This window comes from Streptomyces sp. RLA131, assembly GCF_056270125.1.
On sequence record NZ_JBWDOQ010000002.1, the window covers coordinates 7,862,992 to 7,886,025 of the forward strand.

General features: G+C 70.9%; 21 protein-coding genes and 1 pseudogene. 12 read left to right on the forward strand and 10 right to left on the reverse strand.

Going from position 1 to position 23,034, the window contains the following annotated elements; all coding sequences use genetic code 11:
- Window positions 1-149: 149 nt before the first annotated feature.
- Together RWE79_RS36475 and RWE79_RS36480 are read right to left on the reverse strand one after the other, a co-directional pair.
- Window positions 150-2,624 carry a hypothetical protein gene (locus RWE79_RS36475; RefSeq protein WP_475944633.1) on the reverse strand — a complete coding sequence of 825 codons (2,475 nt, stop codon included), beginning with the start codon at window positions 2,622-2,624 and terminating at the stop codon, window positions 150-152.
- A complete protein-coding gene (locus RWE79_RS36480; RefSeq protein WP_475944635.1) occupies window positions 2,621-3,001 on the reverse strand; it encodes a hypothetical protein in 381 nt (126 codons plus the stop codon). The genes RWE79_RS36475 and RWE79_RS36480 overlap by 4 nt, the downstream gene beginning before the upstream one ends.
- A gap of 401 nt (window positions 3,002-3,402) precedes the next feature.
- Between RWE79_RS36480 and RWE79_RS36485 the strand changes: the two genes are divergently transcribed.
- The gene (locus RWE79_RS36485; RefSeq protein ID WP_475944637.1) at window positions 3,403-4,005 is read left to right on the forward strand and encodes an MEDS domain-containing protein; all 603 of its coding nucleotides are present in this window, start codon (window positions 3,403-3,405) and stop codon (window positions 4,003-4,005) included.
- The gene (locus RWE79_RS36490; protein WP_475944639.1) at window positions 3,987-4,271 is read left to right on the forward strand and encodes a hypothetical protein; all 285 of its coding nucleotides are present in this window, start codon (window positions 3,987-3,989) and stop codon (window positions 4,269-4,271) included. Before RWE79_RS36485 ends, RWE79_RS36490 begins: the two co-directional genes overlap by 19 nt.
- Before the next feature lie 401 nt (window positions 4,272-4,672).
- Here the strand turns inward: RWE79_RS36490 and RWE79_RS36495 are convergent, their stop codons facing one another.
- Window positions 4,673-5,851 (reverse strand): IS4 family transposase, encoded by a 1,179-nt coding sequence (locus tag RWE79_RS36495; protein ID WP_475940874.1) that lies wholly within the window; start codon window positions 5,849-5,851, stop codon window positions 4,673-4,675.
- 59 nt (window positions 5,852-5,910) lie between these two features.
- Between RWE79_RS36495 and RWE79_RS36500 the strand changes: the two genes are divergently transcribed.
- Both RWE79_RS36500 and RWE79_RS36505 read left to right on the forward strand, forming a co-directional pair.
- Window positions 5,911-6,351 carry an ATP-binding protein gene (locus RWE79_RS36500; RefSeq protein ID WP_475944641.1) on the forward strand — a complete coding sequence of 147 codons (441 nt, stop codon included), beginning with the start codon at window positions 5,911-5,913 and terminating at the stop codon, window positions 6,349-6,351.
- A 126-nt stretch (window positions 6,352-6,477) separates the two neighbouring features.
- On the forward strand, window positions 6,478-7,209 hold the full coding sequence (locus tag RWE79_RS36505) for a DUF4184 family protein (protein ID WP_475944642.1): 732 nt from the start codon (window positions 6,478-6,480) through the stop codon (window positions 7,207-7,209).
- 134 nt (window positions 7,210-7,343) lie between these two features.
- Here the strand turns inward: RWE79_RS36505 and RWE79_RS36510 are convergent, their stop codons facing one another.
- From RWE79_RS36510 to RWE79_RS36525, 4 genes are all read right to left on the reverse strand, one after another.
- Entirely contained in the window at window positions 7,344-8,108 is a 765-nt protein-coding gene (locus RWE79_RS36510) for a carbohydrate ABC transporter permease (protein WP_475946335.1), read from the reverse strand.
- 53 nt (window positions 8,109-8,161) lie between these two features.
- Window positions 8,162-9,112 carry a carbohydrate ABC transporter permease gene (locus tag RWE79_RS36515; RefSeq protein WP_475944644.1) on the reverse strand — a complete coding sequence of 317 codons (951 nt, stop codon included), beginning with the start codon at window positions 9,110-9,112 and terminating at the stop codon, window positions 8,162-8,164.
- Complete coding sequence (locus RWE79_RS36520) at window positions 9,109-10,404, reverse strand: ABC transporter substrate-binding protein (protein ID WP_475944646.1); 1,296 nt, start codon at window positions 10,402-10,404, stop codon at window positions 9,109-9,111. Before RWE79_RS36520 ends, RWE79_RS36515 begins: the two co-directional genes overlap by 4 nt.
- Window positions 10,405-10,541: 137 nt before the next feature.
- Entirely contained in the window at window positions 10,542-11,681 is a 1,140-nt protein-coding gene (locus tag RWE79_RS36525; RefSeq protein WP_475944648.1) for an ROK family protein, read from the reverse strand.
- A gap of 43 nt (window positions 11,682-11,724) precedes the next feature.
- Here RWE79_RS36525 and RWE79_RS36530 point away from each other — a divergent pair, with 43 nt between their 5' ends.
- The 4 genes from RWE79_RS36530 (at window position 11,725) to RWE79_RS36545 (ending at window position 15,352) form a co-directional block, all read left to right on the forward strand.
- A complete protein-coding gene (locus RWE79_RS36530; protein WP_475944649.1) occupies window positions 11,725-12,987 on the forward strand; it encodes an MFS transporter in 1,263 nt (420 codons plus the stop codon).
- A gap of 123 nt (window positions 12,988-13,110) precedes the next feature.
- Window positions 13,111-13,626 carry a MarR family winged helix-turn-helix transcriptional regulator gene (locus RWE79_RS36535; RefSeq protein ID WP_475944651.1) on the forward strand — a complete coding sequence of 172 codons (516 nt, stop codon included), beginning with the start codon at window positions 13,111-13,113 and terminating at the stop codon, window positions 13,624-13,626.
- A 187-nt stretch (window positions 13,627-13,813) separates the two neighbouring features.
- Complete coding sequence (locus RWE79_RS36540; protein ID WP_475944653.1) at window positions 13,814-14,533, forward strand: SDR family oxidoreductase; 720 nt, start codon at window positions 13,814-13,816, stop codon at window positions 14,531-14,533.
- Between the two features lie 69 nt (window positions 14,534-14,602).
- Complete coding sequence (locus tag RWE79_RS36545) at window positions 14,603-15,352, forward strand: SDR family oxidoreductase (protein WP_475944655.1); 750 nt, start codon at window positions 14,603-14,605, stop codon at window positions 15,350-15,352.
- A gap of 226 nt (window positions 15,353-15,578) precedes the next feature.
- Here the strand turns inward: RWE79_RS36545 and RWE79_RS36550 are convergent, their stop codons facing one another.
- Window positions 15,579-16,514: an SGNH/GDSL hydrolase family protein gene (locus RWE79_RS36550; protein ID WP_475944657.1), complete on the reverse strand. Its 936-nt coding sequence runs from the start codon at window positions 16,512-16,514 to the stop codon at window positions 15,579-15,581.
- A 230-nt stretch (window positions 16,515-16,744) separates the two neighbouring features.
- Here RWE79_RS36550 and RWE79_RS36555 point away from each other — a divergent pair, with 230 nt between their 5' ends.
- The 3 genes and pseudogenes from RWE79_RS36555 to RWE79_RS36565 all read left to right on the forward strand — a co-directional run bounded on the left by RWE79_RS36555 (window position 16,745) and on the right by RWE79_RS36565 (window position 20,183).
- Entirely contained in the window at window positions 16,745-17,902 is a 1,158-nt protein-coding gene (locus tag RWE79_RS36555; protein WP_475944659.1) for a sensor histidine kinase, read from the forward strand.
- On the forward strand, window positions 17,890-18,534 hold the full coding sequence (locus RWE79_RS36560) for a response regulator (RefSeq protein WP_475944661.1): 645 nt from the start codon (window positions 17,890-17,892) through the stop codon (window positions 18,532-18,534). Before RWE79_RS36555 ends, RWE79_RS36560 begins: the two co-directional genes overlap by 13 nt.
- A gap of 63 nt (window positions 18,535-18,597) precedes the next feature.
- Window positions 18,598-20,183 (forward strand): annotated as a pseudogene (locus RWE79_RS36565) (IS1182 family transposase).
- Between the two features lie 178 nt (window positions 20,184-20,361).
- Here RWE79_RS36565 and RWE79_RS36570 read toward each other — a convergent pair.
- A complete protein-coding gene (locus RWE79_RS36570; protein WP_475944663.1) occupies window positions 20,362-21,621 on the reverse strand; it encodes a glucarate dehydratase family protein in 1,260 nt (419 codons plus the stop codon).
- Complete coding sequence (locus RWE79_RS36575; protein WP_475944665.1) at window positions 21,618-22,511, reverse strand: 5-dehydro-4-deoxyglucarate dehydratase; 894 nt, start codon at window positions 22,509-22,511, stop codon at window positions 21,618-21,620. Before RWE79_RS36575 ends, RWE79_RS36570 begins: the two co-directional genes overlap by 4 nt.
- 254 nt (window positions 22,512-22,765) lie before the next feature.
- On the opposite strand from RWE79_RS36575, the gene RWE79_RS36580 reads away from it, so the two are divergent.
- A complete protein-coding gene (locus RWE79_RS36580) occupies window positions 22,766-23,017 on the forward strand; it encodes a VOC family protein (RefSeq protein WP_475944667.1) in 252 nt (83 codons plus the stop codon).
- Window positions 23,018-23,034: the final 17 nt, after the last annotated feature.

Sequence of the window (23,034 nt, forward strand, 5' to 3'; positions counted from 1 at the left end):
GCGGCGGGGCGGCGGGGCGGGCGGGGCGCGGGACACGACACCGTACGATTCTGACCCCCGCCCCGCACTCCCGCCCGGCGAGCGGCGCGGCCGGACGGGCGAACGCCGCCCGCGGGCCTCTCCCACGGGCGTCCGGCCACGGGCGCTTCCTACGGCTCGGGCTCCCGGTCCGCCGCGGTCAGCTGCGGCCGTTCGGGGGCGGACGACAGGGCGGTCGCACTGTCCTGGGTCAGCGAGGTCAGCGAGGTCAGCTTGAAACGGGACCGTTCGCGCTGGCGCTCGAACCAGCTCTTCCCGCCGCCGCCGACCGCCTGCAGAATGCGGACCGCGTCGGTGGCGCCGGAGATCTCCATCGCCAGCTCCAGCAGCTTCTCCTCGTCCTCCAGGCCGGTGTCGAGGAACCGGTCGAAGTTGTCGATCAGGACCCGGATCTTCTCACCGTGCATCAGCTCCAGCTGGACCGTCTGGTGCATGATCAGGTCCCGGCGTTCGTTGCCGCCCGAGGTGAGCGCGCCGTCCGCCTCCACGTCGACCAGCCTGCGGCGGCCGTCGTGCCGGTACAGGCCGACCTCCCGCACCCGGCACCTGGCGATCACGTCGTACCGGAAGGTCTCGTCGTCCCGGTTGCCCTCCTGGCCGATCAGGAAGTCCAGCGGCCACAGGTTGTACCAGACCCCGTCCTCGGTGAGGATGAACAGCCGTACCACGTAGGCCGAGTAGCGCGGCGGCCCGTTGAGCACCCGGGCCCGCTTGCAGCCGTCCGCGGCCTCCAGCAGGAAGAAGGTGTTGATGACCTCCCAGCTGGTGAGCCCGTAGTTGTCGAAGGCGGCCATGCGCAGCGCGCGCTGGTCGTAGTCCAGCCACGCCGCCATCTCCGCGTCGCTCGGACGGTCGGACAGATACGCGACCCAGTCCTCACGGGCGGTGGTCTCGGCGGCCAGCTGCGCGGCGTACTTCTCACGGTCGGTGTGGTACTCGAAGTGCTCACGGACCAGCGGATATCCGGCACGCCAGCTCAGCCACCCGCCGCCGCCGGCCAGGGCGACGACACCCGGCACCACGAGCGGGTGGGTGGTGAGGAGTACGTCCAGGGCCAGCAGCACCCCGAGTCCGGCCGCCGCGGTCCCGGCGACGAGTGCCAGCAGCAGACGCAGCGGCAGACGCAGGGTCCGCTCGAAGTCCCGCAGCGTGCCGTTCCTCCAGCGGGCCGCCACGTCCTTCGCGTGCGTCTCGATGAGCCAGCCCAGCGCCTGCTGCCGGTTGGTCATGTCGTCCTGCTGTACCACGTGGTAATCGAAGGCGGCCGGATCCTGGCCGGGTGCCGGGTTCCCGCCCTGGGCGACGAACGCCTCGAAGCGCTGCCGCCCGGCCGCCTCCGACGGCTCCGGGCCCTGCGGCTTCGAGCGGCTGAGCCGGCGCAGGGCCGCCCGCACCGCGGGCCACCGGCCCGTGACGGGCCGGGGCACCGCCGGGGGTGCCCCGTAGCGCTCGACCAGGTCGTTGGCGAGGGCCACCTGCGGGCCGATCCTGGCCTGCCGCCACTCGTCACGGCGCTCGCCCTCCGACCGCTGGTCCTGGAACCAGCGGTCGGCGGCCGTGTACATCTCCGACCAGAACACGCCCCGCTCCCGGACGGCCTCCGGCGGCCCGCTCGTGTCGATCCGCTGGGCGTTGAAGCGGCTGTGCTCGTAGGACGTACGCAGCCTGCGCTGCCGCAGCCACACCCAGCGCGGCCCGAACACCACCAGGGCGTAACCGCCACCGCCCCACAGCGCCAGGGCGAGTACGGCGCCACCCCAGCCCTCACCGGCCATGACGGCCACCGCCCACAGCAGTCCACCGGCGAGCAGCGCGGCGCTCGCGCCCAGCGCCACCCGTCGCGGCAGGTGCCGCGAGGGCGGCACGGCCACCCGGGCGACCAGGGGTTCGGGGTTGGGTATGAAGAACTTCGGCGCCCTGTCGCGGCGGTCGTGGGCCCGGCGTTCCCGGCGGACCTCCTCGCGTTCCCTGGCCTCGAGTTCGTCCCGCAGTGCCCGGTGCATCAGCATGTTGAGGTGCTGGCGGATCTCGGAGTCGCGCTGCTCGGGAAGTGCGCCGAGCCGCGTCTGGATCTCGCTCCACCGGGCGCCGCGGCTGTCCGCCGACTCATCCTGTACCTGACACCACACCAGGGCCAGGACGGCCCCGGCGGCGGCGAGGAAGCCTTCGTCGGGGCCGTCGTCCGCGCCCTCGTGCGCGCCGTCGTCGGATGTTTCCGGCGTGCTCGCGGAGGCGCCGCCCGGGAGCAGCCGGCCGGCCTTCTGGAGGGCCATGAGGTCGGCGTTGCCGAGCTGTTCGAAGAGCCGCTTGCTCAGGATGGCCAGCAGCCAGTAGTAGACGCTCTCACCGGTGACGTAACCGTCGTCGACCGCCCCGCCGATGAGCCGTTCGGCGCTCGACCGCTTGCCGCTGCGCAGATCCTCGACCCCGGCCCGGAACCGCTTCTCCGGCGGGTCCTCGGCGCTCACGGTGGTGATGTTGGTGTGGTGGATGACGTTGTTGAAGTGCACGCCGCCGGTGACCGAGCCGCCCTGTACGCCGACCTGGGTCCGGTCCTTGTTGAGGTAGTTGTTGGTGTCGTTCATCCGACACCGGCCACCGTGGCTATGACGGCGGCCACCGCCGCCACCAGTCCACCGACCTCGTCCACCAGGCCCTTGACCTTGCGCAGGGCGCGTACGAACGCGTTCTGGCCGTCCTCCCCGGGGGCGTCGGCGTGCTGCGAGGCCTCGTCCAGCGCCTCGGCCGCCTCGGTGTGCGTGGGAGTGTCGATGTCCCCCGCGGTGTGGGCCTCGGCGAGTGCCCGGCGCAGCTCCTCGATCTGCTGCCGCCGGCTCATGCCGGCGTAGGCCGCCGGCTCGGAACCGTAGAAGTGGACACCACCGTTGACGACGCTGCCCTGGGCGCCGACCCTGGTGTGGTCGTTGTTGTGGTAACTGTGCGTTCCGCGCTGGTCGTTCATGATCCCCCCAGGCTTCGAGCAGCGTGCCTCGTGACGTTCTTGACCACTCGTCAGAGTGAAGCATCACGATGAGCTCGAAGGGGGACTTTTCCCGGCTTCGTGCGCCATGAATCCCGTTGTCCTGGCTGGTCCGGGGGCCGGGGCGGACCGGGGTCCGGGCGGTCCGGGCGGTCCGGGCGGTCCGGGGCGGTCCGGGGGCGGTCGGGACGGGCGTCGCTCGGGCGGCGACCGCGGAGCCGGGCACTGGAGGTGGTCGTAATCGGTCGGTCGCATCGTAAGGTGGTAAGTAGTATGGGTTATTTGATTCATTTGATGACTCTTTGCTCTTCTCGCCTCGACTGTCGGAAATGACCACTAGGGTGAAGCACCGCAGCAGCGTGTCGAGGAGGTGAGGAGGTGTCGTGCCGGCCGGAAGTTCCCTGAAGCCCGGGGTCATTCCCGTCCAGCGGATGGCGCCCGGCGATCACGCGTATGTCGGCTACGACCACGACGCGGGATGGACGGACGTGCTGAACGCCTATGTGCAGGGCGGCCTCGCGCGCGGCGAGAGGGTGATGGTCCTCGCCGACCCCGCCCTCGGGGACGACGAGGTGGTCGACCGGCTCTGCGCGGGCCGCACCGGCCGGGCCGAAGCAGTCCGGCGCCGGCAGCTGGTCACCACCAGCATGCGGCAACTGATCGCACCCGACCGCCGCTTCACCGTTGAACGGCAGCTGAGCCGCATCGAGGAGGAGACCGAACTCGCCCTGAACCAGAGGTATTCCGGACTGCGGACCTTCATCGACATGCGGTGGGTCGCCGACCTCGACGCCGGGACCGACCTGATGTCGCACCGCGAGACACATGCGCAGCGGCTCTTCACCGGCCGCCCCTACAGCGAGATCTGTGCCTACGACAGCCGGTGCTTCACCGCCGAGGTGCTCGACGCGATGCACCTCGCCCACCCGTGCGACCTGCTTGCCCGCCCGGGAATGCTGCGCGCCGTGTGGGAGCCGCCGAACTGAGGCTCATCGGCGAAGCCGATCTGGGGACCCGCGACCGCTTCGGCACCGTGATCCGGGAGGCACTTGCCGCGAGCGCGGCATCGGGGGTGCTGACCCTGGACATGAGGCTGCTGTGCTTCATGGACGGCGCCTGCGCCGCCGACCTCCTGAGATGCGTGGCCCGCACCTGCCATCACGAACGGATCGAGGTCCTGCGCCTCCTGCGACGGCTCGGGGCAGCCGGGAACCGCCGTCTGGTCCTCTCCGAAACGATCGCGGCATGCTAGGGCGTGTTGCGAAAGTCCCGCCTGCTCCACGACGCCTGGCACGCACGCTCGCCGCGTTGTCGGGATCATCCAAGTACGTCCAGTACGAGGACGACCCTCCGCCTTGCGATCGCACGCACCAGACGCCGCGGAGCCCGCCCTACGGGCGGACGGCACTACTTTCGCAACACGCCCTAGGCCCAATGCCGTTGCGTTACGGGCTTGCGGGCTGGGGTCTTGTGATGAGGACCGCTTGAGGTCCGGTGCGGGTCGGCTGTGGCCAGGAACGGTGTTCAGTTCGCTTGAGGCGGTAGTTGGACATCTTGCGTTTCACCACGCGGGGCTGGCTGCGGAGGCGTCTGACGGGCAGGAGCCGTTCCAGGAGGTCCTGCTCGAGCATCACCAGTGCTCTGACCAGGAGGTCAGGGGGAAAAACTGCCCGGCGTGACGGTCACGCTGCGCCGGGCAGAGCGCAGCGTTTCGGTGAAGGAGACCCGGTCAGGGCCCAGGCCACGGGTGGCAGCCGTTCTCAGCATGAGTTCCCGCAGAGCGTGGTGGACCAGCAGGTGTGCCCAGATCTGCTGGTGAACACCGTCGGGTGTTTTACTGCTGAGCACGACGCGTGCGCCACGCTGATGGGTTTTGATCTCGGCGAAGACGGACTCGATCTCCCAGCGTTCGCGGTAGAGCGCGGCCAGCTGCCGGGCAGGATACCGTCGGGCGTCCAGCAGGCTGGTGACCAGGCGATAGTCGTCGGTCTCACCCTCACCGGCCCGGTCCTTGAGCCGGTAGGCCAGGACACGGACCACAACCGGCTCCTTGCGGGCCGGGCCGCCGCTCGCTCTGATGTGTGAGAGCCATGACCCGTCGCGGAACTGTTTGGTGACGGGCAGGACGCGGTTGGCGGGCACCCGCCACAGCAGGTCGGCGCCGGTGGCGGTGAACGCCTGCCACAACGGGACGCCAAGGAACCCACGGTCGGCCAGGACCAGCTGACCTGGGCCGGTCGAACGCGGCAGGCGGCCTACCAGAGTGACTTCCCCGGTGCGGCAGCCGGCCAGTTCCGCGTCCAGCACCGCATGGCTGCCGATCTCCACCAGAGCTGCCATCCGCACTTGCGGAAACGCGCTCCTGCCCGACCCGCGGCCACTGCCCGGACGTCCGAAGGCAGTCTCGTTGGCTTCACTGTCCGCGACGTCCCAGCACGTGCCGTCGACGGCGAGCAGCCGCAAGCCCCGCCAGAACGCGCCGGGCGTCGCCTCGGTCGCCATCGGCTTCGCGGTCGTGGCGAACAGCACCCGCAGCGGCTCGGAGCCCAGCCGCTGCCGGGCCCTGAACAGCGAGGACTTCGCCGGAACACGCCAGTTGCCCAGCAGCCCCGAGCCCCGCAAGCCCTCGACGAGATGGCGCATCACTTCCAGATACGGGGCAGGTGAGAACAGGGCCAACGCCAGCACGAAGTACACCACCAGCCGCGCGGGAAGCAGCCGCTGACGTCGCTCGGCACGGCCGCACGCCGTCACCACCCGGTCCACCAAGCCTGGCGGATACACCCAGGTCAACAGGCCGAGACCCGATAAGTCAGACACACTCGCAGCCATCCGAACCACCCCCGGGACGAACTGCCAAGCACAGTACGCCTACAGCAAAGGCAACGGCATTGGCCCTAGGCCGCCGCCCGCCCTCCACCGGCCCCGGCAGCCGCGAGCAGTGGCAGGACGTGCCGCTGCTGGACATGGACTTCAAGGGGTCCGACATGGCCTCTCTGCGCCTGCTCGTCGCGGAAACGGTGGCATCGGCGGGCCTCGGGCCCGTCCGCGCGGGTGACTTCGTCCTCGCCGTCAACGAGATCGCCACCAACGCGGTGGAGCACGCCGGCGGCGGGGGCCGGCTGCTGCTCTGCCAGGACCAGGACGAGCTGATCTGCCACGTCACCGACTCCGGCCCCGGCCTCGCCGAGGACACCATCCCCGAACTGCCCCCGGAGGTGGACAGCGACGCGGGCGGCCGCGGTCTGTGGCTGGCCCGGTTCGTCACCGACCGCCTGGTCATCACCGACGGTGGAGAGGGCGCCAGGGTGACCGTGGCCATGAGGATCTGACCGTCGCGCCCTCACCGTCGCGCCCTCACCGTCGCGCCCTGACCGTCGCCCGTGTGACCGTTCGCCCGCCTGACCGTTCCGCCGTTCGGTCGTTCCGCTGTCGTCGTGGGCGGCTACGTTGAGCCGATGCCCCTGATGTTCCCCTCGCATGCCGCCGCCGTCATGCCGTTGAAGCTGTGGCGTCCCCGGCTGTTCGACGGCGTCGCGGTCGTGGTGGGCTCGACCGCGCCGGACCTGCCCTATGCGGTGGGCGCGCCGCTCCTGACCTACGGTCACACGTGGGTGGGTCTCGCGCTGTGGGGAGTTCCGCTGACCGTCGTGGCGGCCGAGCTCGTCCGGTGGTCGGCACCCGCCGTCGCGGCTCATCTGCCCGGCCGGGCAGGGGAGTACGGGGTGCTGGGCCGGGTACGTCACCGCTGGTACGTGACGACGGTGTCGGCGGCGGCCGGCGCGGTCACCCACCGGCTGTGGGACGACGTCACCCATGACCACCTGGCCGGTACGTCCCTGGGATTCCACGCCCCCGGTGAGCCGCTGCTGCCGGGGGTGCCCTGGTGGGTCGTGCTGCACGGCGTGTCCACCGCCGCCGGAGCGGCCGGATGGTGCTGGGCGTCCGCGCACATCGCCCGTCGCGGCCTGCTCGGCCACTGGCACGGCCCGCCCCCTGCGACCGCCCGCAGACCCGTCCTGTTCTGGACCTCCGTGGCGGCGGCGCTGGCGGCCGGCGCCGCCGCCTCGGTGCTGCTGCCCGACGGGCGGATACCGATCGTCCTCGGTGTGCGTCTGGTGGTGGCGCTGGGGGGCGCGCCGGTGGTGGCCGCGGCCTTCGTCCGGTGGTGGCCGCCCGGCCGGCCCTGACCGGGGAGGCGGACCCGGCTCACGCGCTGCGCGGAGCCGGACTGCCGTGCGGCGCGCGGCACGGCAGTCCGGGTAGGCGACCGGACCGGGCCCGGCCCCGGGCGGATCGCGGCGGCCACCGGCGGTCACGCGCCTCACCTGACCGCGCCCACGGTCACGCCACGGGTCAGCGTCCGCTGGAAGACCAGATAGAAGACGACGGCGGGCAGCATGCCGAGCAGCCCGGCCGCGTTGGTCATCGTCGCGTCCATCAGCCGCTGCCCCTGGAGCACGCCGAGGGCCACCGGGACGGTCTGGTTGGCGTTGGACGGCAGCAGGACCAGGGGCAGCAGGAACTCGTTCCAGGTCCAGATGAAGAAGAACACCAGCAGCACACCCAGCGTGGGCCGGCTGACCGGAACCACGATCCGCCACAGCGTCTGCCAGCTGTTGGCACCGTCGATGCGGGCGGCCTCGATGATCTCCCTCGGGAAGGCCCCGAGGACGGAGGAGAGCAGATACGTGCCGAACGCCGCCTGGATGACGCTGAACACGATGACCAGGCTCAACCGGGTGTCGTAAAGGCCGAGTTGCTTGGCCAGGTAGTAGAGCGGATACACCAGGGCTTCCTGCGGCAGCACATTGGCCAGGACGAAGAAGCCGAGCAGCCATGTGCGCCCCCGGACCCGGCCGATACCGATCGCGTACGCGTTGAGCAGCGACAGCACGGTCCCCGCCGCCGCCACGGACCCCGAGATCAGTACCGAGTTGAGGAGTACGCGGCCGAAGTCGACCCGGGTCCAGAAGTCCTGGAGGGCGGTGAGCCGGATGCCGTGCGGCAGGGCCAGGGGTCCGTGCGCGGCGTAGTCCGCCGGTGACTTGAGGGCGTTGTTGAGCACGATGAGCAGGGGCAGCACCATGAACAGCGCGCCCAGGACGATCGCCACCAGGACGGGATAACGCTTGACCGCGGTCACCGGTCGTCCTCCGTACGGGTCTGGAAGCGCAGCCCGGCCAGGGTGAGCGCGAGGATGACGAGGGTGAGGACGGTGGCGATGGCCGAGCCGTAGCCGACCTGCGTCTTCTCGAAGAAGGTCGCGAAGGAGAAGTAGGAGGGGACGATGGTGGCGTCGGCGGGCCCGCCCTTGGTGAGGACGTAGACGGCGCCGAAGACCTTGAGCGCCGCGATGGTGCACCAGAGCAGGACGACAGAGATCTCCGGCCTGATCTGAGGAACCGTCACATGCCGGAAGCGCTGCCACCAGGACGCCCCGTCGAGTTCGGCGGCCTCGTGCAGGGAGGGGTCGGCCCGTTGCAGCCCCGCCATGAAGATCACCACGGGGAAGCCCAGCTGGACCCAGACCATCACCGCCATGACGCTGTAGAGCGCGAACGTGGGGTCGCCCAGCCAGTCCTGCTGGAGCGACCCCAGACCGACCGCCTTGAGCAGGCGGTTGAGCGAGCCGTCACCCGGCGCCAGGATCCAGCTCCACACGATGCCCGCCACGGTGATCGGCAGGACCTGCGGGAGGTAGAAGCAGGCCCTGAGGGCGCCGGCGAGCTTCGAGCCGAAGTGCCGGGCGACGAAGTCGAACAGCGCCGCCGCCACGACCAGGCCGACGACGGTGGGGATCACCGCCATCGCCAGGATCATGGCGGCGCTGTGCCGGAAGGACTCCCAGAACTGGGAGTCCTCCATCAGCGCACGGTAGTTGTCGAGCCCGGCCCAGGTCGGGGAGCCGACCCCCTGCCAGTGGGTGAAGCTGATCCAGATGTTCATCGCGAACGGGACGACGACGACCGCGAGGAACGCCAGAACACCGGGGAGCAGATACAGCGCATACGGATTGCGGGTGCGGGTGCGGGTGCGGGCGCGGGTGTTGCTGTTGCTGTCGCTGTGCGTGCGGGCCGTCCGTGCGGTCATGACGTGGGGGCGCCCGCGTCGTAGGCCTTCTGGAGCTGGTCGAGGACCTGGTCGGGACTGGCGCTGCCGGTGAGCAGCTTCTGCACCGCCGAGACCAGCACGTCGTAGAACCCGGCCACCGGCCAGTCGGGGTAGAAGGCCAGGCCGTCCCGGGTGGAGACGGTGTTGAAGCCGGAGATCAGGGCCTTGGAGCTGGGGTCGGTGATCGCGGAGGGGGTGGCGGCCACCGGGATGCCGCCGTGGTTGCCGAGGGTGTTCTGAATGCTCTTGCGCAGCGTGATGTTGATGAAGTCGTAGGCGAGTTTCTTGTTCTTGGCGTGCTGGGGGACGACCCACAGGTTGCCGCCGGAACCCAGGGTCAGCGGGGAGCCGGGCCACAGGAAGGAGCCCCAGTCGAAGGTGTTCTCGGAGCGGAATCGCCCGTACCACCAGCTGCCGGAGAAGAACATCGGGGCGGTGCCCTTGATGAACGACACCCCGGCGTCCTCGGCCTTCGCGCCGCTGGAGGTCTTGGCGATCCAGCCCTTGCGCACCCAGTCGGCGAAGGTCTCGGCGGCGTAGGTCCAGGCGGCGTCGTGGAAGTCGGCCTTGCCCTGGTAGAGCTCGTAGGCGTTGACCCAGTCGCGGTCGGCCTTGGTCAGGGCGAGCTGGTAGAAGTACTGCTGGGCCGGGTACTCCGCGCCGGCGTCGGCCAGCGGGGTGATGCCCTTGGCCTTGAAGGCGGCCAGGGCCGAGGTGAATCCGGCCGCGGTGGTGGGCACCTTGATGTGGTTCTTCGCGAAGAGGTCCTTGTTGTAGTAGACCATCGTGTACTCGCCGAAGTTGGGGATGCCGTACCACTTGCCCGACCCCATGACGCCCGTGGCGCTGTACCTGCTGGTGGTGGTCACGCTCGGGCTGAGCAGCTTGTCCCAGCCGTACGCCGAGACCTGGGGCGTCAGATCCGACAACAGGCCCTGCTTGGCCAGCAGTCCGGCCGTGGCGTTGCCCTTGTTGTACTCCATGACGTCGGGTGCGTCATCGGAGTTGAGCACCATCGAGGCGGTCTTCTGGATCTGTTCGAAGCCCTTCGACTCGAACTCCACCTTGACGCCCGGATGGGTCTTCTTGAACTCCGTGACGGCCTGCTTCCAGGCGACGCCCATGGCGCTGTCCGAGCCCTCGTAGTGCCAGAGCCTGAGGGTTTTGCCGTCCTCCGCCGCGTTGCCGCCGGAGCTTCCGCAGGAGGCGAGCAGCATGACGCCCGCCAGTGCGGCTGCCGCCAGGGCAACCGGTCCGCGTTTCATGGCCATTGACGTGACCTCCACCTGTGCCGGAACGACGTGGTGCTGTGTCGAAGCGCTTCGACGGAGGACCGTAGGCTGCTGTCAGGGATATGTCAATGGTATGAACAAATCAGCGACCAGCCGATTCGTGGGAAACCGGGGGCTCAGGTGGCCGGGCGGGCCGGAGCCGCGGGCCTGCCGAGTTGTCCGACCGCGCTGGGCGTCGGGATGCCGTAGTGGGCGTCGAGGATCTGCATCGCCGCGCCGGCGGCGATGACGTCCGCGCCCATGCCGGACAGTGTCACCTCCACGGTCAGCCAGTCGGCGCGGCGTACGTCCGTGCGGATCGCGTCGGCGACGGCGGTGCGGTAGGTCGCGCCGTGCCGCAGCAGGTCCGCGCCGGCCAGCACGACATGGCCGATGTCCACGGTCTGGGCCAGGTTGACGACGCCGGTGGCGAGGATCCGGGCCGCCCGCCCGATGTCGCCGGCGGCGACCGCGTGGTCGTGCAGGACCTCCAGGCAGCCGTGGCGTCCGCAGACGCACAGCGGCCCGTCGAGCTGGAGGACGGTGTGCCCGAACTCCCCGGCGTTGGTGTGGGCTCCCCGATGGGCCTGGCCGCCCAGCCAGAGTCCCGCGCCGACACCCGACTCGACCATGATCAGCGCCGCGTCGTGGAACGCCGTACCGCGACGCCACGCCTCGGCCGTGACCCCCGCCGTCACGTCCTTGTCCAGATGGACCGGCAGGGCCAGTGCCGCCTCGGCGCGTTCGCGCAGGGGTACGTCGTGCCAGTGCCGCAGCCGGTGCGCGTCGCGGACGATCCCCAGCGCGTGGTCGAGCGGACCGACCATGCCGATGCCGACCCCGGCGATCCGGCCCGAGGTCCGCGGATGCTCCCCGGCGATCACGCCGATCGCCCCGGCGATCTCGTCCAGCAGTTCCCGCGGGGTGAAGTCGGCCGGCAGCGGGGTGACCGCCGAGGACAGGACGGCGCCGCGCAGGTCGGTGAGCACCGTCCGCAGGGTCCGGCGCGCGACATGCGCGCCGATCGCGTAACGGCTGGTGGGGACCAGTTCGTAGACGGTCGCGGGTTTGCCGACGCCCTGGCGCCTGACCCCCACGGGCGCGACGAGACCGTGCTCGATCAGCCGGGCCAGCACCTTGGAGACGGCCTGCGGGGTCAGCCCCGTCGCGGCGGCCGCCGACCCCCGGTCGAAGGAGGGGGTGGCTCGGGCGATGGCGAGGATGAGCCCCTCGTTGTAGTCACGGAGGAAACCGAGGTCGGCGGCGGGGTTGCGCATCGCCCGAGTATATTACGCAACAGCGTTGCTATACTCCCTTCCCATGGATCACCTCACCCCGTCCCGCCGCCGGGCGGCCCTGACGGCCCTCGCCATGGGCGGATTCGCCGTGGGCCTGACCGAATTCGTCGCGATGGGCCTGCTCCCGGAGATCGCCCGCGGCCTCCTGCCCGGCGAGTACGCGCGGTCCACGGCGCACGCCATCAGCCACGCGAGCTGGTCCATCAGCGTCTACGCCCTCGGCGTCGTCATAGGCGCGCCCACCATCGCCGCCCTCAGCGCCCGGGTGGCCCGCAAGCGGCTGGTCGTCGGACTGCTGATGCTGTTCGTCGCCGGCACGGTCGCCTCGGCCGTCGCCCCGACCTTCGAACTCGTCCTCCTGGCACGGTTCGTGGCCGGCCTGCCGCACGGCGCCTACTTCGGCGCGGCGGGCATGCTCGCCGCGAGCATCATGGGCCCGGGCAACCAGGCCAAGGGGTTCGCCGCCGTACTGAGCGGCCTGACCACCGCCAACGTCATCGGCGTACCGATCGTCACCGGCCTGGGCCAGGCCGCCGGCTGGCGGACCGCCTACCTGGTCATCGCCTCGGTGTTCCTGCTGACCCTCCTCGCCGTGTGGGCGACCGTCCCGGAGACGTCCGCCGCCACCGGCGGCTCACCCCGCGCCGAACTCGCCGCCCTGCGGACCCCGCAGGTGTGGCTGGTCGCCGCGGTCGCGGCCATCGGATTCGCCGGCTTCTTCGCCGTCGACAGCTACATCGCGCCGATCACCACCCAGGTCACCGGTCTGTCCCCGTCCGCCGTGCCCTGGGTGCTGGTCGCCGTCGGCCTGGGCATGACCGTCGGCAACGCGGCCGGCGGCTGGTCCGCCGACCGCGACCTGCGCCGCAGCCTGCTGCTCGGCTTCGCCGCCATCGTCGCCGCCCTCGCGGTCTTCGCCCTGATCGCGCACACCCGCCCCGGACTGTTCGCCGGCGCCTTCCTCATCGGGGCCACCAGCCTGTTCCTGGGCCCGGCCCTCCAGGCCCGCCTGATCGCGGTGGCCCCGGGCGCGCAGCTCATGGGCGCGGCCGTCAACCAGTCCGCCATGAACATCGCCAACAGCCTCGGCGCGGCCCTCGGCGGCCTGGTCATCGCCCATGGCTTCGGCTACCTCGCACCGGGCCTGCTCGGCGCCGCCCTCGGGGTCCTCGGCTGCGCCCTGGCAGCCTTCAGCTTCGCTTCGGAGGTCCGCTCCGCCCGCCGCGACGCCCTGTCCGCCCACCCGGTCGAGCGCCCCGAGGCCGGAGCGGCGACCCGCCGTTGAGCGGGGCGGAGACGCCGCGGCGCTCACCGGTACCCGGCCCGGCGGACGGCCCCGGCCCTCGCGCCGCGCGGCGCCCGTGCGGGCGAGTACGGCGTCATCCGCACGTGGGGCGGGCATGGGAGGATGCCTCACGTGGACAAGCCCACGTATCTGATCGAATTCGAGACCATGCTGCTCGGGCGGCATCTGCACCTTTCCAGCCCCCGCGCGCAGAGCGTCGGCGGGCGGCTCGACCGCAGTGCCTACGTCCTGCTCAGCCGCATCCAGATGGACGGCCCGATGTCCATCGGCCAGCTCAGCGAGGCCTTCAGCCTGGACGCCTCCACGCTCAACCGGCAGACCGGCGCCATGCTGCGGGCCGGAGTCGTCAGCCGCATCCCGGATCCCGACGGCGGCATCGCCCGTAAGTTCAGCATCACCGCGGAGGGCGAACGCCGCCTGGACGCCGATCGCGCCGAGTACACCGAGGCGCTGGAGAGGGTGCTCACCGACTGGACGCCCGAGGAGGTGGCCGACTTCGCCGCCTCGCTCGCCCGCTACAACAGGGACATCGAGAGACTGCAGGGGAGCCCCTGGCCGCGCCCGGGAGCCCCGGCGCCCTCGCCCGCCGGGCAGCAGTCCCCGCCCGGCCGCGGCTGAGGCCTGAGACGCCCCCGTGCGGACTCATGCCGTCGTCCCGGCGAGGACGCGCGCCCTGACGCAAACGCACTCCGGGTGGTGGTGGACAGCCGTGCGAGGTACGTTCGGAAAGGTTGGACACGTTGCGGCGGAGCATCGCGAGCGGGCGATCCGCAGCCTTTCAGAAGCCCTGCGGGAAAGGTGTCCCATGAGGATCGACGGGTCCGTTGCATTTGTCACGGGCGCCAACCGAGGGCTGGGGGAGCAGTTTGTGCGAGCCCTTTTCGAGGCTGGAGCGGCCAAAATCTACGCGGGAGCCCGCGACCCCGCAAAGGTCACGGTGCCGGGAGCCGTTCCGGTGGCCGTCGACATCACAGACCACGAGTCGGTGCGGGCAGCCAGCGCCCAGGCGCAGGACGTGACACTCCTCATCAACAACGCCGGATCCACCACCCGTGCCGGCATCCTCACGTCCGACCTCGACGCATTCCGGATGGAGTTCGAAGCGCATGTGGTCGGGACGCTGGCTATGAGCAGAGCTTTCGCCCCCGTGCTCAAGCGCAATGGCGGCGGCGCACTGGTCAACGTTCTCTCCGTGCTGTCATGGGTGTCGATCCCGGTCAGCGCCGGGTACGCCGCAGCCAAGTCCGCCGAATGGTCGGTGACCAACGCCCTGCGCGTCGCCCTCGCGGAACAGGGGACGCAGGTCACCGCTCTGCATGTCAGCTACCTGGCGACCGACATGGCTGCGAATGTACGCGGCCCGAAAGCCGATCCCGGCGAGGTTGCCCGGGCGGCGCTCGCCGGCGTGGAGGCCGGACGTCACGAGGTGCTCGCCGACGAGGTCAGCAAGCAGGTTCAGACCGCTCTGCCCGGGGGACCGGACGAGCTGTATCCACAACTGCACGGTGGGCAATCGCTGGTCTGACGCACCCGGGGGAGACACAGCCCTCCCGCGTGTCGTCTCGTTGCCGCCGTCAGATCATCGGAGGCACTGATGAGCGGAAGTGAGCTGAACCAACACCGGGATTTGGTCGACCAGACCGTCGTCGTGATTGGCGCAAGCTCGGGAATCGGACTCGAAACCGCACGTCAAGTCCGCGCTGCCGGTGGCCAGGTGGTCATGGTCGCACGAGATCCGCAGCGGCTGGAGCGAGCGGCTGCGGAAGTCCGGCCGCGGAGCACTGCGGCCCTCGACGCCACAGACACGGACCGACTCCAGCAGTTCTTCGGTGACCTGCCCCACGCGGTCGACCACGTCATATCGACAGCCGGCGGCCCGTTGTACGCGCCCCTGGCCGACATGGACCTGGCGGAGACCAGTCGGCACTTCGGCGAACGCCTCGCCATGACGCTCGGGATAGCCAAGTACAGCCAGGGCAGGGTCCGGGACGCAGGAACGCTGTTGTTCATCGGTGGCACGGGCGGTCGCCGCCCCGGCGTCGGCAGGGCCGTCACCTCAGCGCTCACCGCGGCACTTCCCGCCCTCACCGCGAACCTGGCACTCGAACTGGCGCCGATCCGGGTGAACCTCATCGCTGCCGGATTCGTCGACACGCCATTGTCGGCCTCGCTCCTGGGCGATCAGATCGATGCACGGCGTGAAGAGCTCCGCTCCTCGCTCCCCATCGGACGGGTCGTCGGCCCGGAGGACGTCGCTGCTCTGGCCGTACACATCATGTGCAACGAAGCATTGACGGGCGCGACGTACGACATTGACGGCGGTCAGCAGTTGTTGCCCCAATGATGGCGGTGGGCGTGTTGTTACAGCTGCGACATGACGGACGCGGAGTGTCGGGTCGTCCGGCCGGTGCTGCCCATTCCCGCGTGGTTGGAGGGGGTCTGGTTCTGAGGTCCGGGCTCCCGGGCCCGCGCTGGACGGGCCCGGGAGTGTGCGCCGTACCCCCGTCCCCACGGGTTCCGGCGCGGCGGAACCGCGTCCCTCAGGGCGGTTCCGGTCTGTGCGGGCCTTCTCAGGGCCGGTTGTGGAGCGCCTCCAGGACCGCGTGCGCCATGCCGCGCTCACCGCGTGCGTTGGGGTGGACGGAGGCGGCGGGGACCGCCGGGAGCAGCGGTTCGATCCAGCGGGTGCCCTGGGCCGAGCAGGCGTCGTGGCCCACGGAGGGTGTGTACGTGTCGACGTAGCCGGCGCCGGCGGCCTCGGCCCGCTGCCGCAGTGTCGTGTTGAGCCGCTGCTGTTCCTGGTGAAGGAACGTCACGTCACCCGGGGCGAGGCTCATCTCGCGGGCGCAGCCCGTGCCCCCGGGCGGCAGGATCGCCGGGTACCCCACGACGTACACCCGGGCGCGCGGCGCGCGGTGCCCGATCGCGTTCAGCGCGCCGGCCAGCCGGCGGCCCGTCGCCTCGATCCGCTGCCGGACTTCGTCGGTGCCCGCGGAGACGTACTGCCCCCGGCAGGGCGCGTCGTCCGGCAGATACCTGCCGCTGCCGGTGGCACGGTAGAAGACGCCGGCCTTGACGCACCGGGTGACCAGGGCTCCGAAGCCGATGTCGTTGCCGCCGATGCCGATGGTGACCAGCCGGGTCCCGGTGGACAGGGCCGACAGCTGGGCCGGGTTGACCCCGTCGCCGGTGGTCTGCGGTGCGGAGAGGTCGGAGACGGTGGCCCCGCTGCAGCTCATGTCCCGGAAGTCGGCCGCTTTGAGCTTCAGTTGCCGGGCGACCAGCGCAGGGTAGTTGTGGTCGGAGCGGGCGCACCCGGCGGGCCTGCCGGTCCGGGCGGGGATCTTCGGGCCGGAGGTGTAGGAGTCGCCCAGCGCCACATACGGGCCCCTGGGCGCCGTGGACAGGTCCGGGCCGCCGTCGCCGAGCTGTGCGAGGCCGACCGCGGCGACCAGTGCGCCGCACACGACCACCGCGGCCGGGCCGGGGCGTACAGAAGGTCTCATCACAGGTGCTCCGTGTCGGGTGGTCCCGGGCGGTCGGCATGAACTTACTTGAGTTAGGCAAGCATGTGTGAGTTACTTAAGTCAAGCAATCGAAGGGAATAAATTACTTGAGTCAGGCAAGTGTTTCCGTCCCGGGGCCGTGCTCCGGACCGGTGGTGCAGTCCGCTCCACCACCGGTCCGGGGGCCGGCTCCCGTCCGCACGGGTGGCGGTTCGCCTAGCCTGATCACCATGCGAACGACAGTGCGGCAGGCGACGAGGGCCACGGCCCGCCTGGCCGCGGCCGCCACGCTGGCCTTCGGCTCTTACATCTTCATCACCGTGCTGCTGATCACTGCCACCGTCACGCTCCTGGTGGTCGGTGCCGGGATGCTGCCCGAGACGGTGCTGGTGGTGCGCCGGATCGCCGGGGCCAAGCGGCGCCAGGTGGCCGTGTGGACGGGCCGGGCGATCCCGGAGGTCTATCTCCCCATCGAGGGCCCGCTCCGCGAACGGCTGCGCACGGCCACCCGCGACCCCGGCACACACACCGATCTGCGCTGGATGCTCGCCTACTACGGCTACGGCTTCCTGCCGTGCCTGGCCCTGCCACTGTGGCCGGTGGGCCTGCTCGTCGACGGCGTGCGCCAGGGGCTGCTGGGCCGCGAGGCGGTCGTCCTCCCGTTGATCAGCCGGCTCGCGGACCTCGACGCCGCCTGGTCGACCGCCCTGCTCAAGCCCTCGCCCAAAGCGCGGCTGGCCGAGCGGGTCGAGGAGCTGACCGAGACCCGGGCGGGCGCGGTCGCCGCCCACGGCGCCGAACTGCGCCGTATCGAACGGGACCTGCACGACGGGACACAGGCGCGGCTGGTGGCCCTGTCGATGCGGATCGGGCTGGCGAAACGGGCGTACGAACGCGACCCCGAGGGCGCGCGCAAGCTGCTGGACGACGCGCAGGACCAGGCCGAGGAGGCGCTGACGGAGCTGCGGCACGTCGTGCGCGGCATCCACCCGCCGATCCTCACCGACCGCGGTCTCGACGGAGCCGTACGGGCGTTGGCCGCGAGCAGCGGACTCGACACCACCGTCCGGGCGGACGGCCTGGAGGACGGGCCGCGGCCCCCGGCGGCGGTCGAGGCGGCCGCGTACTTCGTGGTGGCCGAGGCGCTGACGAACGCGGCCAAGCACAGCGGATCCGACCGGGCCGAGATCCGGCTGACCCGCACCCCCGGCGGGCTGCGGGTCCGCGTGCACGACCAGGGGCGGGGCGGCGCCGACGGGACGAGCGCGGGCGGCACCGGGTTGCTCGGCATGCACCGACGGGTCGCGGCACTCGACGGCACCTTCGCCGTGAGCAGCCCCGTCGGGGGCCCGACCATGATCGAAGTGGAGCTGCCGTGCGTGTGGTGATCGCCGAGGACAACGCCCTGCTGCGGGAAGGGCTCGTGCTGCTCCTCACCTCGGCGGGCCACGAGGTCGTGGCCGTCGCGGGCAGCGGGCCCGAGGTGCTGCCCGCGCTGCTCACCCACCGTCCGGACATCGCCGTACTCGATGTGCGGATGCCGCCCGGCTTCCGCGACGAGGGCCTGCGCGCGGCGCGTGCCGCGCGGGAGGAGATCCCCGGGCTGCCGGTTCTCGTGCTCTCGCAGTACGTCGAGGAGTCGTACGCCGCCGAGCTGCTGGGCGGCGGGGCGAGCGGGGTGGGCTATCTGCTCAAGGACCGGGTGGGCCGGGTCGACGAGTTCCTGGACGCGCTGGACCGGGTCGCGGCCGGCGGCACGGCCCTGGACCCCGAGGTGGTCACCGAACTCCTCACCCGCCGCCGGGACTCGCCGCTGGACTCGCTGACCCCGCGCGAGCGCGAGGTCCTCAAGCTGATGGCCGAGGGCCATGACAACACGGCCATCGCCAACGCTCTCGTCGTCACGGAACGGTCGGTCAGCAAGCACATCGGCAATGTGTTCCTGAAGCTGGGGCTGCCGCAGAGCGACGGCGGGCACCGCAGGGTCCTGGCGGTACTCGCCTACCTGAACAGCGCCTAGAAGACTGCTGAAAATCTCATGTTCTGGCCCCGGCTCGGTGGAGTCGGGGCCAGTCTTGTAGGCATGCAGGGTGAGTGGGCCGGGGAGATGGTCGGGCCGGATGTGTGGGAGACGTGCCGGGAGTTGATCCCGGTGGGGAGTGTGTTCGCGTTCCTGGCCGAGCATCGTGAGGTGCTGTTCCCGCCGGGGATGTTCGCGGACATGTATCCGTCGTCCAATGGCCGTCCGAGTCTGCCGCCGCAGGTGCTGGCCGCGACGGTGGTGCTGCAGAGCCTGCAGGGGCTGTCGGACTTCGAGACGGTCCAGGAACTGCGGTGTGACCTGCGGTGGAAGGCGGCTTGCGGGCTCGGGCTGTACGACACCGCGTTCGATCCGTCGCTGCTGACGTACTTCCGGCGCCGCTTGCGTCATTCGGCCGATCCGATGCGGATCTTCACCAAGGTCAGGGAAGTCGTGGCCGCGACCGGCGTGCTCAAGGGCAAACAGCGGCGCGCGCTGGACTCCACCGTGCTCGATGACGCGGTGGCCACCCAGGACACCGTCACCCAGATCATCTCCGCGATCCGCCGGGTGATCCGCGAGGTCCCCGGCGCCGACGAGGTGGCCGCGGGGCACTGCCGGGCACACGACTACACCGACCCGGGCAAGCCGAGGATCGCCTGGGACGACGAGAGGGCCCGCGCCGCGCTGGTCGACGCGCTGGTCACCGACGCCCTCAACCTGCTCGGGCACCTGCCCGAGCAGAACCTGGGGAGAAGGCGGCGAACGCGGTCGGCCTGCTGGCCCTGGTCGCCGGGCAGGACGTGGAACCCGCCGAGGACTCCGACGGACGCGACGGGCGCTGGCGCATCGCCAAGCGCACGGTGGCGGACCGGACGGTGTCCACCGTTGACCCCGACGCGCGGCACATCCACAAAAACCGCACCCGTCACCAGGACGGCTTCAAAGGGCATGCGTCCTTCGAGCCGGAGACCGGGCTGTTCACCGCCGTCGCCCTGACCAGCGGCTACGGCCCCGACAACCACGAGGCCGCCGTCGCCGCCGGTCTGCTGGCCGACGAGGAAGAGGGCGCGGAGTTAACCGTGCTCGGCGATTCCGCCTACGGCACCGGCGACCTGCGCGCGCAACTGCAGGCCGACGGCCACACCCTGGTGATCAAGCCGCCGCCGTTGCGGCAGGCAGTGCCCGGCGGGTTCACCGTCGACGACTTCCGTATCGGCCTGACCGCAGGCACCGCGACCTGCCCGGCCGGAAACACCGCCAACCTCGGCCAGATCAAACCCGACGGCGCCCGCACCGCCCAGTTCAAGGGTGTGTGCGCCGACTGCCCGCTGCGGACGCGTTGCACCACCTCCAAGACCGGACGCACCCTCAACGTCCACCCCCAGTACGAACTGCTGGCCGCCGCCCGGGCCCAGGCCGCCACCGACCCCGTCTGGAAGGACGAATACCGCCGATGGCGGCCACCCGTCGAACGCGCCATCGCCTGGCTCGTCGCCAAGGGCAACCGCCGGGTTCCCTACCGCGGCGTCATCGCCAACAACATCTGGCTCCACCACCGCGCCGCCGCCCTCAACCTCCGCCGACTGATCAACCTGGGACTCACCCGGACGAGCAACACCTGGCATCTCACCCCAGCCACCGCATAGCAAAAGGGCCGCCCGGCCTGCGGCCGGACAGCCCCTCGACAAGATTTTCAGCAGTCTTCTAGCGCCGTGACCTCGTTGGTTCACCGGGTCCGTCCGGTGGCCGTTCTGTCCTCAGTCGCCCGACGGGCCGAAAGCCGGCCGGGCCATGGCGCCGGCCCCGGCGGTCGCCGCCGCACCGTCACCAGGTTCCGGCCGGCGGGGTGAAGCCGGGGTGGACCGACCGCATGTAGGCGGTGTCGTCGCGGCGTCGGAGGCCGCACTTGAGGTAGTCCTCGTGCATCCGGGCGAGCGCGTCGCGGTCGAGCCCGACACCGAGCCCGGGGCCCGTCGGCACGGGCACCGCTCCGTCGGCGAACCGCAGCGCGCCGGGCTCGATCACGTCGGCACCGTTCTGCCAGGGCCGGTGGGTGTCGCAGGCGTACGACAGGTGGGGCGAGGCGGAGGCGACGTGGACCATCGCGGCGAGACTGATGCCGAGGTGGGTGTTGGAGTGCATCGACAGGCCGATACCGAAGGTCTCGCAGAGGGTGGAGACGCTCTGGGTGAGCCGGAGCCCGCCCCAGTAGTGGTGATCGGACAGCAGCACCCCGATCGCGTCGAGCCGTACGGCCTCGGGGATGTGTTCGAAGGCCACCACGCACATGTTGGTGGCCAGGGGCATCGCCACCCGGCGGGCGACCTCGGCCATGCCGGGTACGGAGGGTGTCGGGTCCTCCAGGTACTCCAGGACCCCGTCGAGCCGGTCGCCGACGCGGATGGACGTGGGCACCGACCAGGCCGCGTTGGGGTCGACACGGAGCGGGTGGCCCGGGAACGCCTCACGCAGCGCCAGGACGGCGTCGACCTCCTCGTCGGGAGGCAGGACACCGCCCTTGAGCTTGATCGAGCCGAAGCCGTACTCCTCGACCAGGGCGCGGGCCTGCGCGACGATCCCGTCCGGGTCCAGTGCCGCACCCCAGCGGTCCTCACCGGCGCCCGGATGCCCGGCCCACTTGTAGAACAGGTAGGCGCTGAAGGGCACAGCCTCGCGGACCGCTCCGCCCAGCAGGTCGCTGACCGGGCGGCCGAGAACCTTGCCCTGGGCGTCCAGGCAGGCCACCTCGAAGGCGGAGAAGACGGTCAGCTCGGTCTTGGACGGGGTCGAGGTCCCGGTCAGGCCATGACGGTCCGTCACGAGACCGGCGGACAGGGTCCGGGCGACCCGACGCCGCAGACCGTTGAGGTCGAACACGTCCAGGCCGGTAAGGGTGCTGGCGACCGCCTCGGCCCGGCCGAGGAAACCGTCGTCGCCGTAGGACTCGCCGAGGCCTACGACGCCGTCGTCACAGACCAGTTCGATGACCGTGCGCAGTGCCCACGGCTCGTGGACGCCGACGGCGTTGAGCAGCGGCGGGTCGGGAAAGGCGACCGGGGTGAGCCGCACCTCACGGATCCTCATGCGTCCAGTGCCTTCCGTCCGGCCTCGGTGATCTCCGCCAACCGTGCCACGTGCTCCGGCAGGGCGTCCACGAGCGGCGGCCGTACGCTGCCGAGTCCGGCGCCGGCCTTCACCAGCGCGACGGCGTAGCCCGGCACCGTGTCGCGGAGCCGGGCGAACGGCAGATAGAAGCCGGTCAGGAGGCGGGTGAGGGTGTCCTGGTCACTCGCGTGCAGCGCGCGGTGGAAGGCGTGCGCGATGTCGGGCGCGAAGCAGTGCACGGCGGAGGAGTAGAGCGGCACGCCGATTCCGGCGTAGGCGGGGGCGCTGAGTTCGGCGGTCGGCATGCCGTTGAGGAAGAGGAAGTCCGCGCTGCGCGCGTGCCCGGCCGTACGGACGGTGGTGACGATGCGCAGCAGCGCGTCCAGGTCACCGATGCCGTCCTTGAGGCCGGTCACCTGCTCCAGGTCGAGGAGGGCGGTGGCGGTCTCCGGGGTGAAGACGGCGTTGGCCCGCTGGTAGACGATGACGGGAAGGTCCTGGCCCTGGACCACGTAGCGGACGTGGTCGAGCTGCCCCTGCGGGGTGGAGGAGACCAGGTAGGGAGGCAGCAGCAGGGCGCCGTCCGCGCCGGCCTCGGCCGCCGACTCCAGCGTCGCGCGGGCCAGCCTGGGTCCGCCGCCCACTCCGGCGTGGACGGGAACCCGGCCGGCCACGGTCCTGACCGCCGTCTCGACGACCCGTCGGTGCTCGTCCAGGCCCAGGGCGCTGAACTCGCCGGTGCCGCAGGCCACGAAGACCGCACCCGCACCGGCCGTCACCTGGTGGTCCACGTGTTGGGCGAAGAGGTCGAGGTCGATGTGGTCGGCGCTGGTGAAAGGAGTGAGGGGGAAGGACAACAGACCGTCCATCGAGCGTCTCCATTGCTTCATGCGTCTATGTATGTGAATGTCGTTCGTGAATGTAGATTACTGTCCCATGGATGACGAGGTCAACGCAGGAGGGCGGCGCACGGCGGCACGATCCTCGTCGACAGCCCGTCAGGCGGCGGCCCGGTGCTGCCGACGTCGAGAGCCGCGATGAGGGAGGCGACGGACGGCTCCCCGGAGGAAGTGCTCGACCGCGCAGCCGGCCTTCACCTCGACGGACGGAACCGCAGTTCACCGTGCTGCACGGGGCGCCGGCGGGGCTGGTCACCGCCATTCAGGCAGTCGATGACGCACCTCGTTTCCACCTCGACATCGAGACCGACGACGTCGAAGCCGAGACCGAGCGCTTGCTCGCCCTGGGCGCCATCCAGGTATCGCAATGGCTGGAGTGCCACGTGCTGCGCGCGCCCGGCGGCCACCTGGTCTGCGTCCTGCCCGTGCACAGCGACCCGGAGGTCTTCAAAACCCACGCCAACACCTGGCCGTGACCGGCCTGCGCCCAACC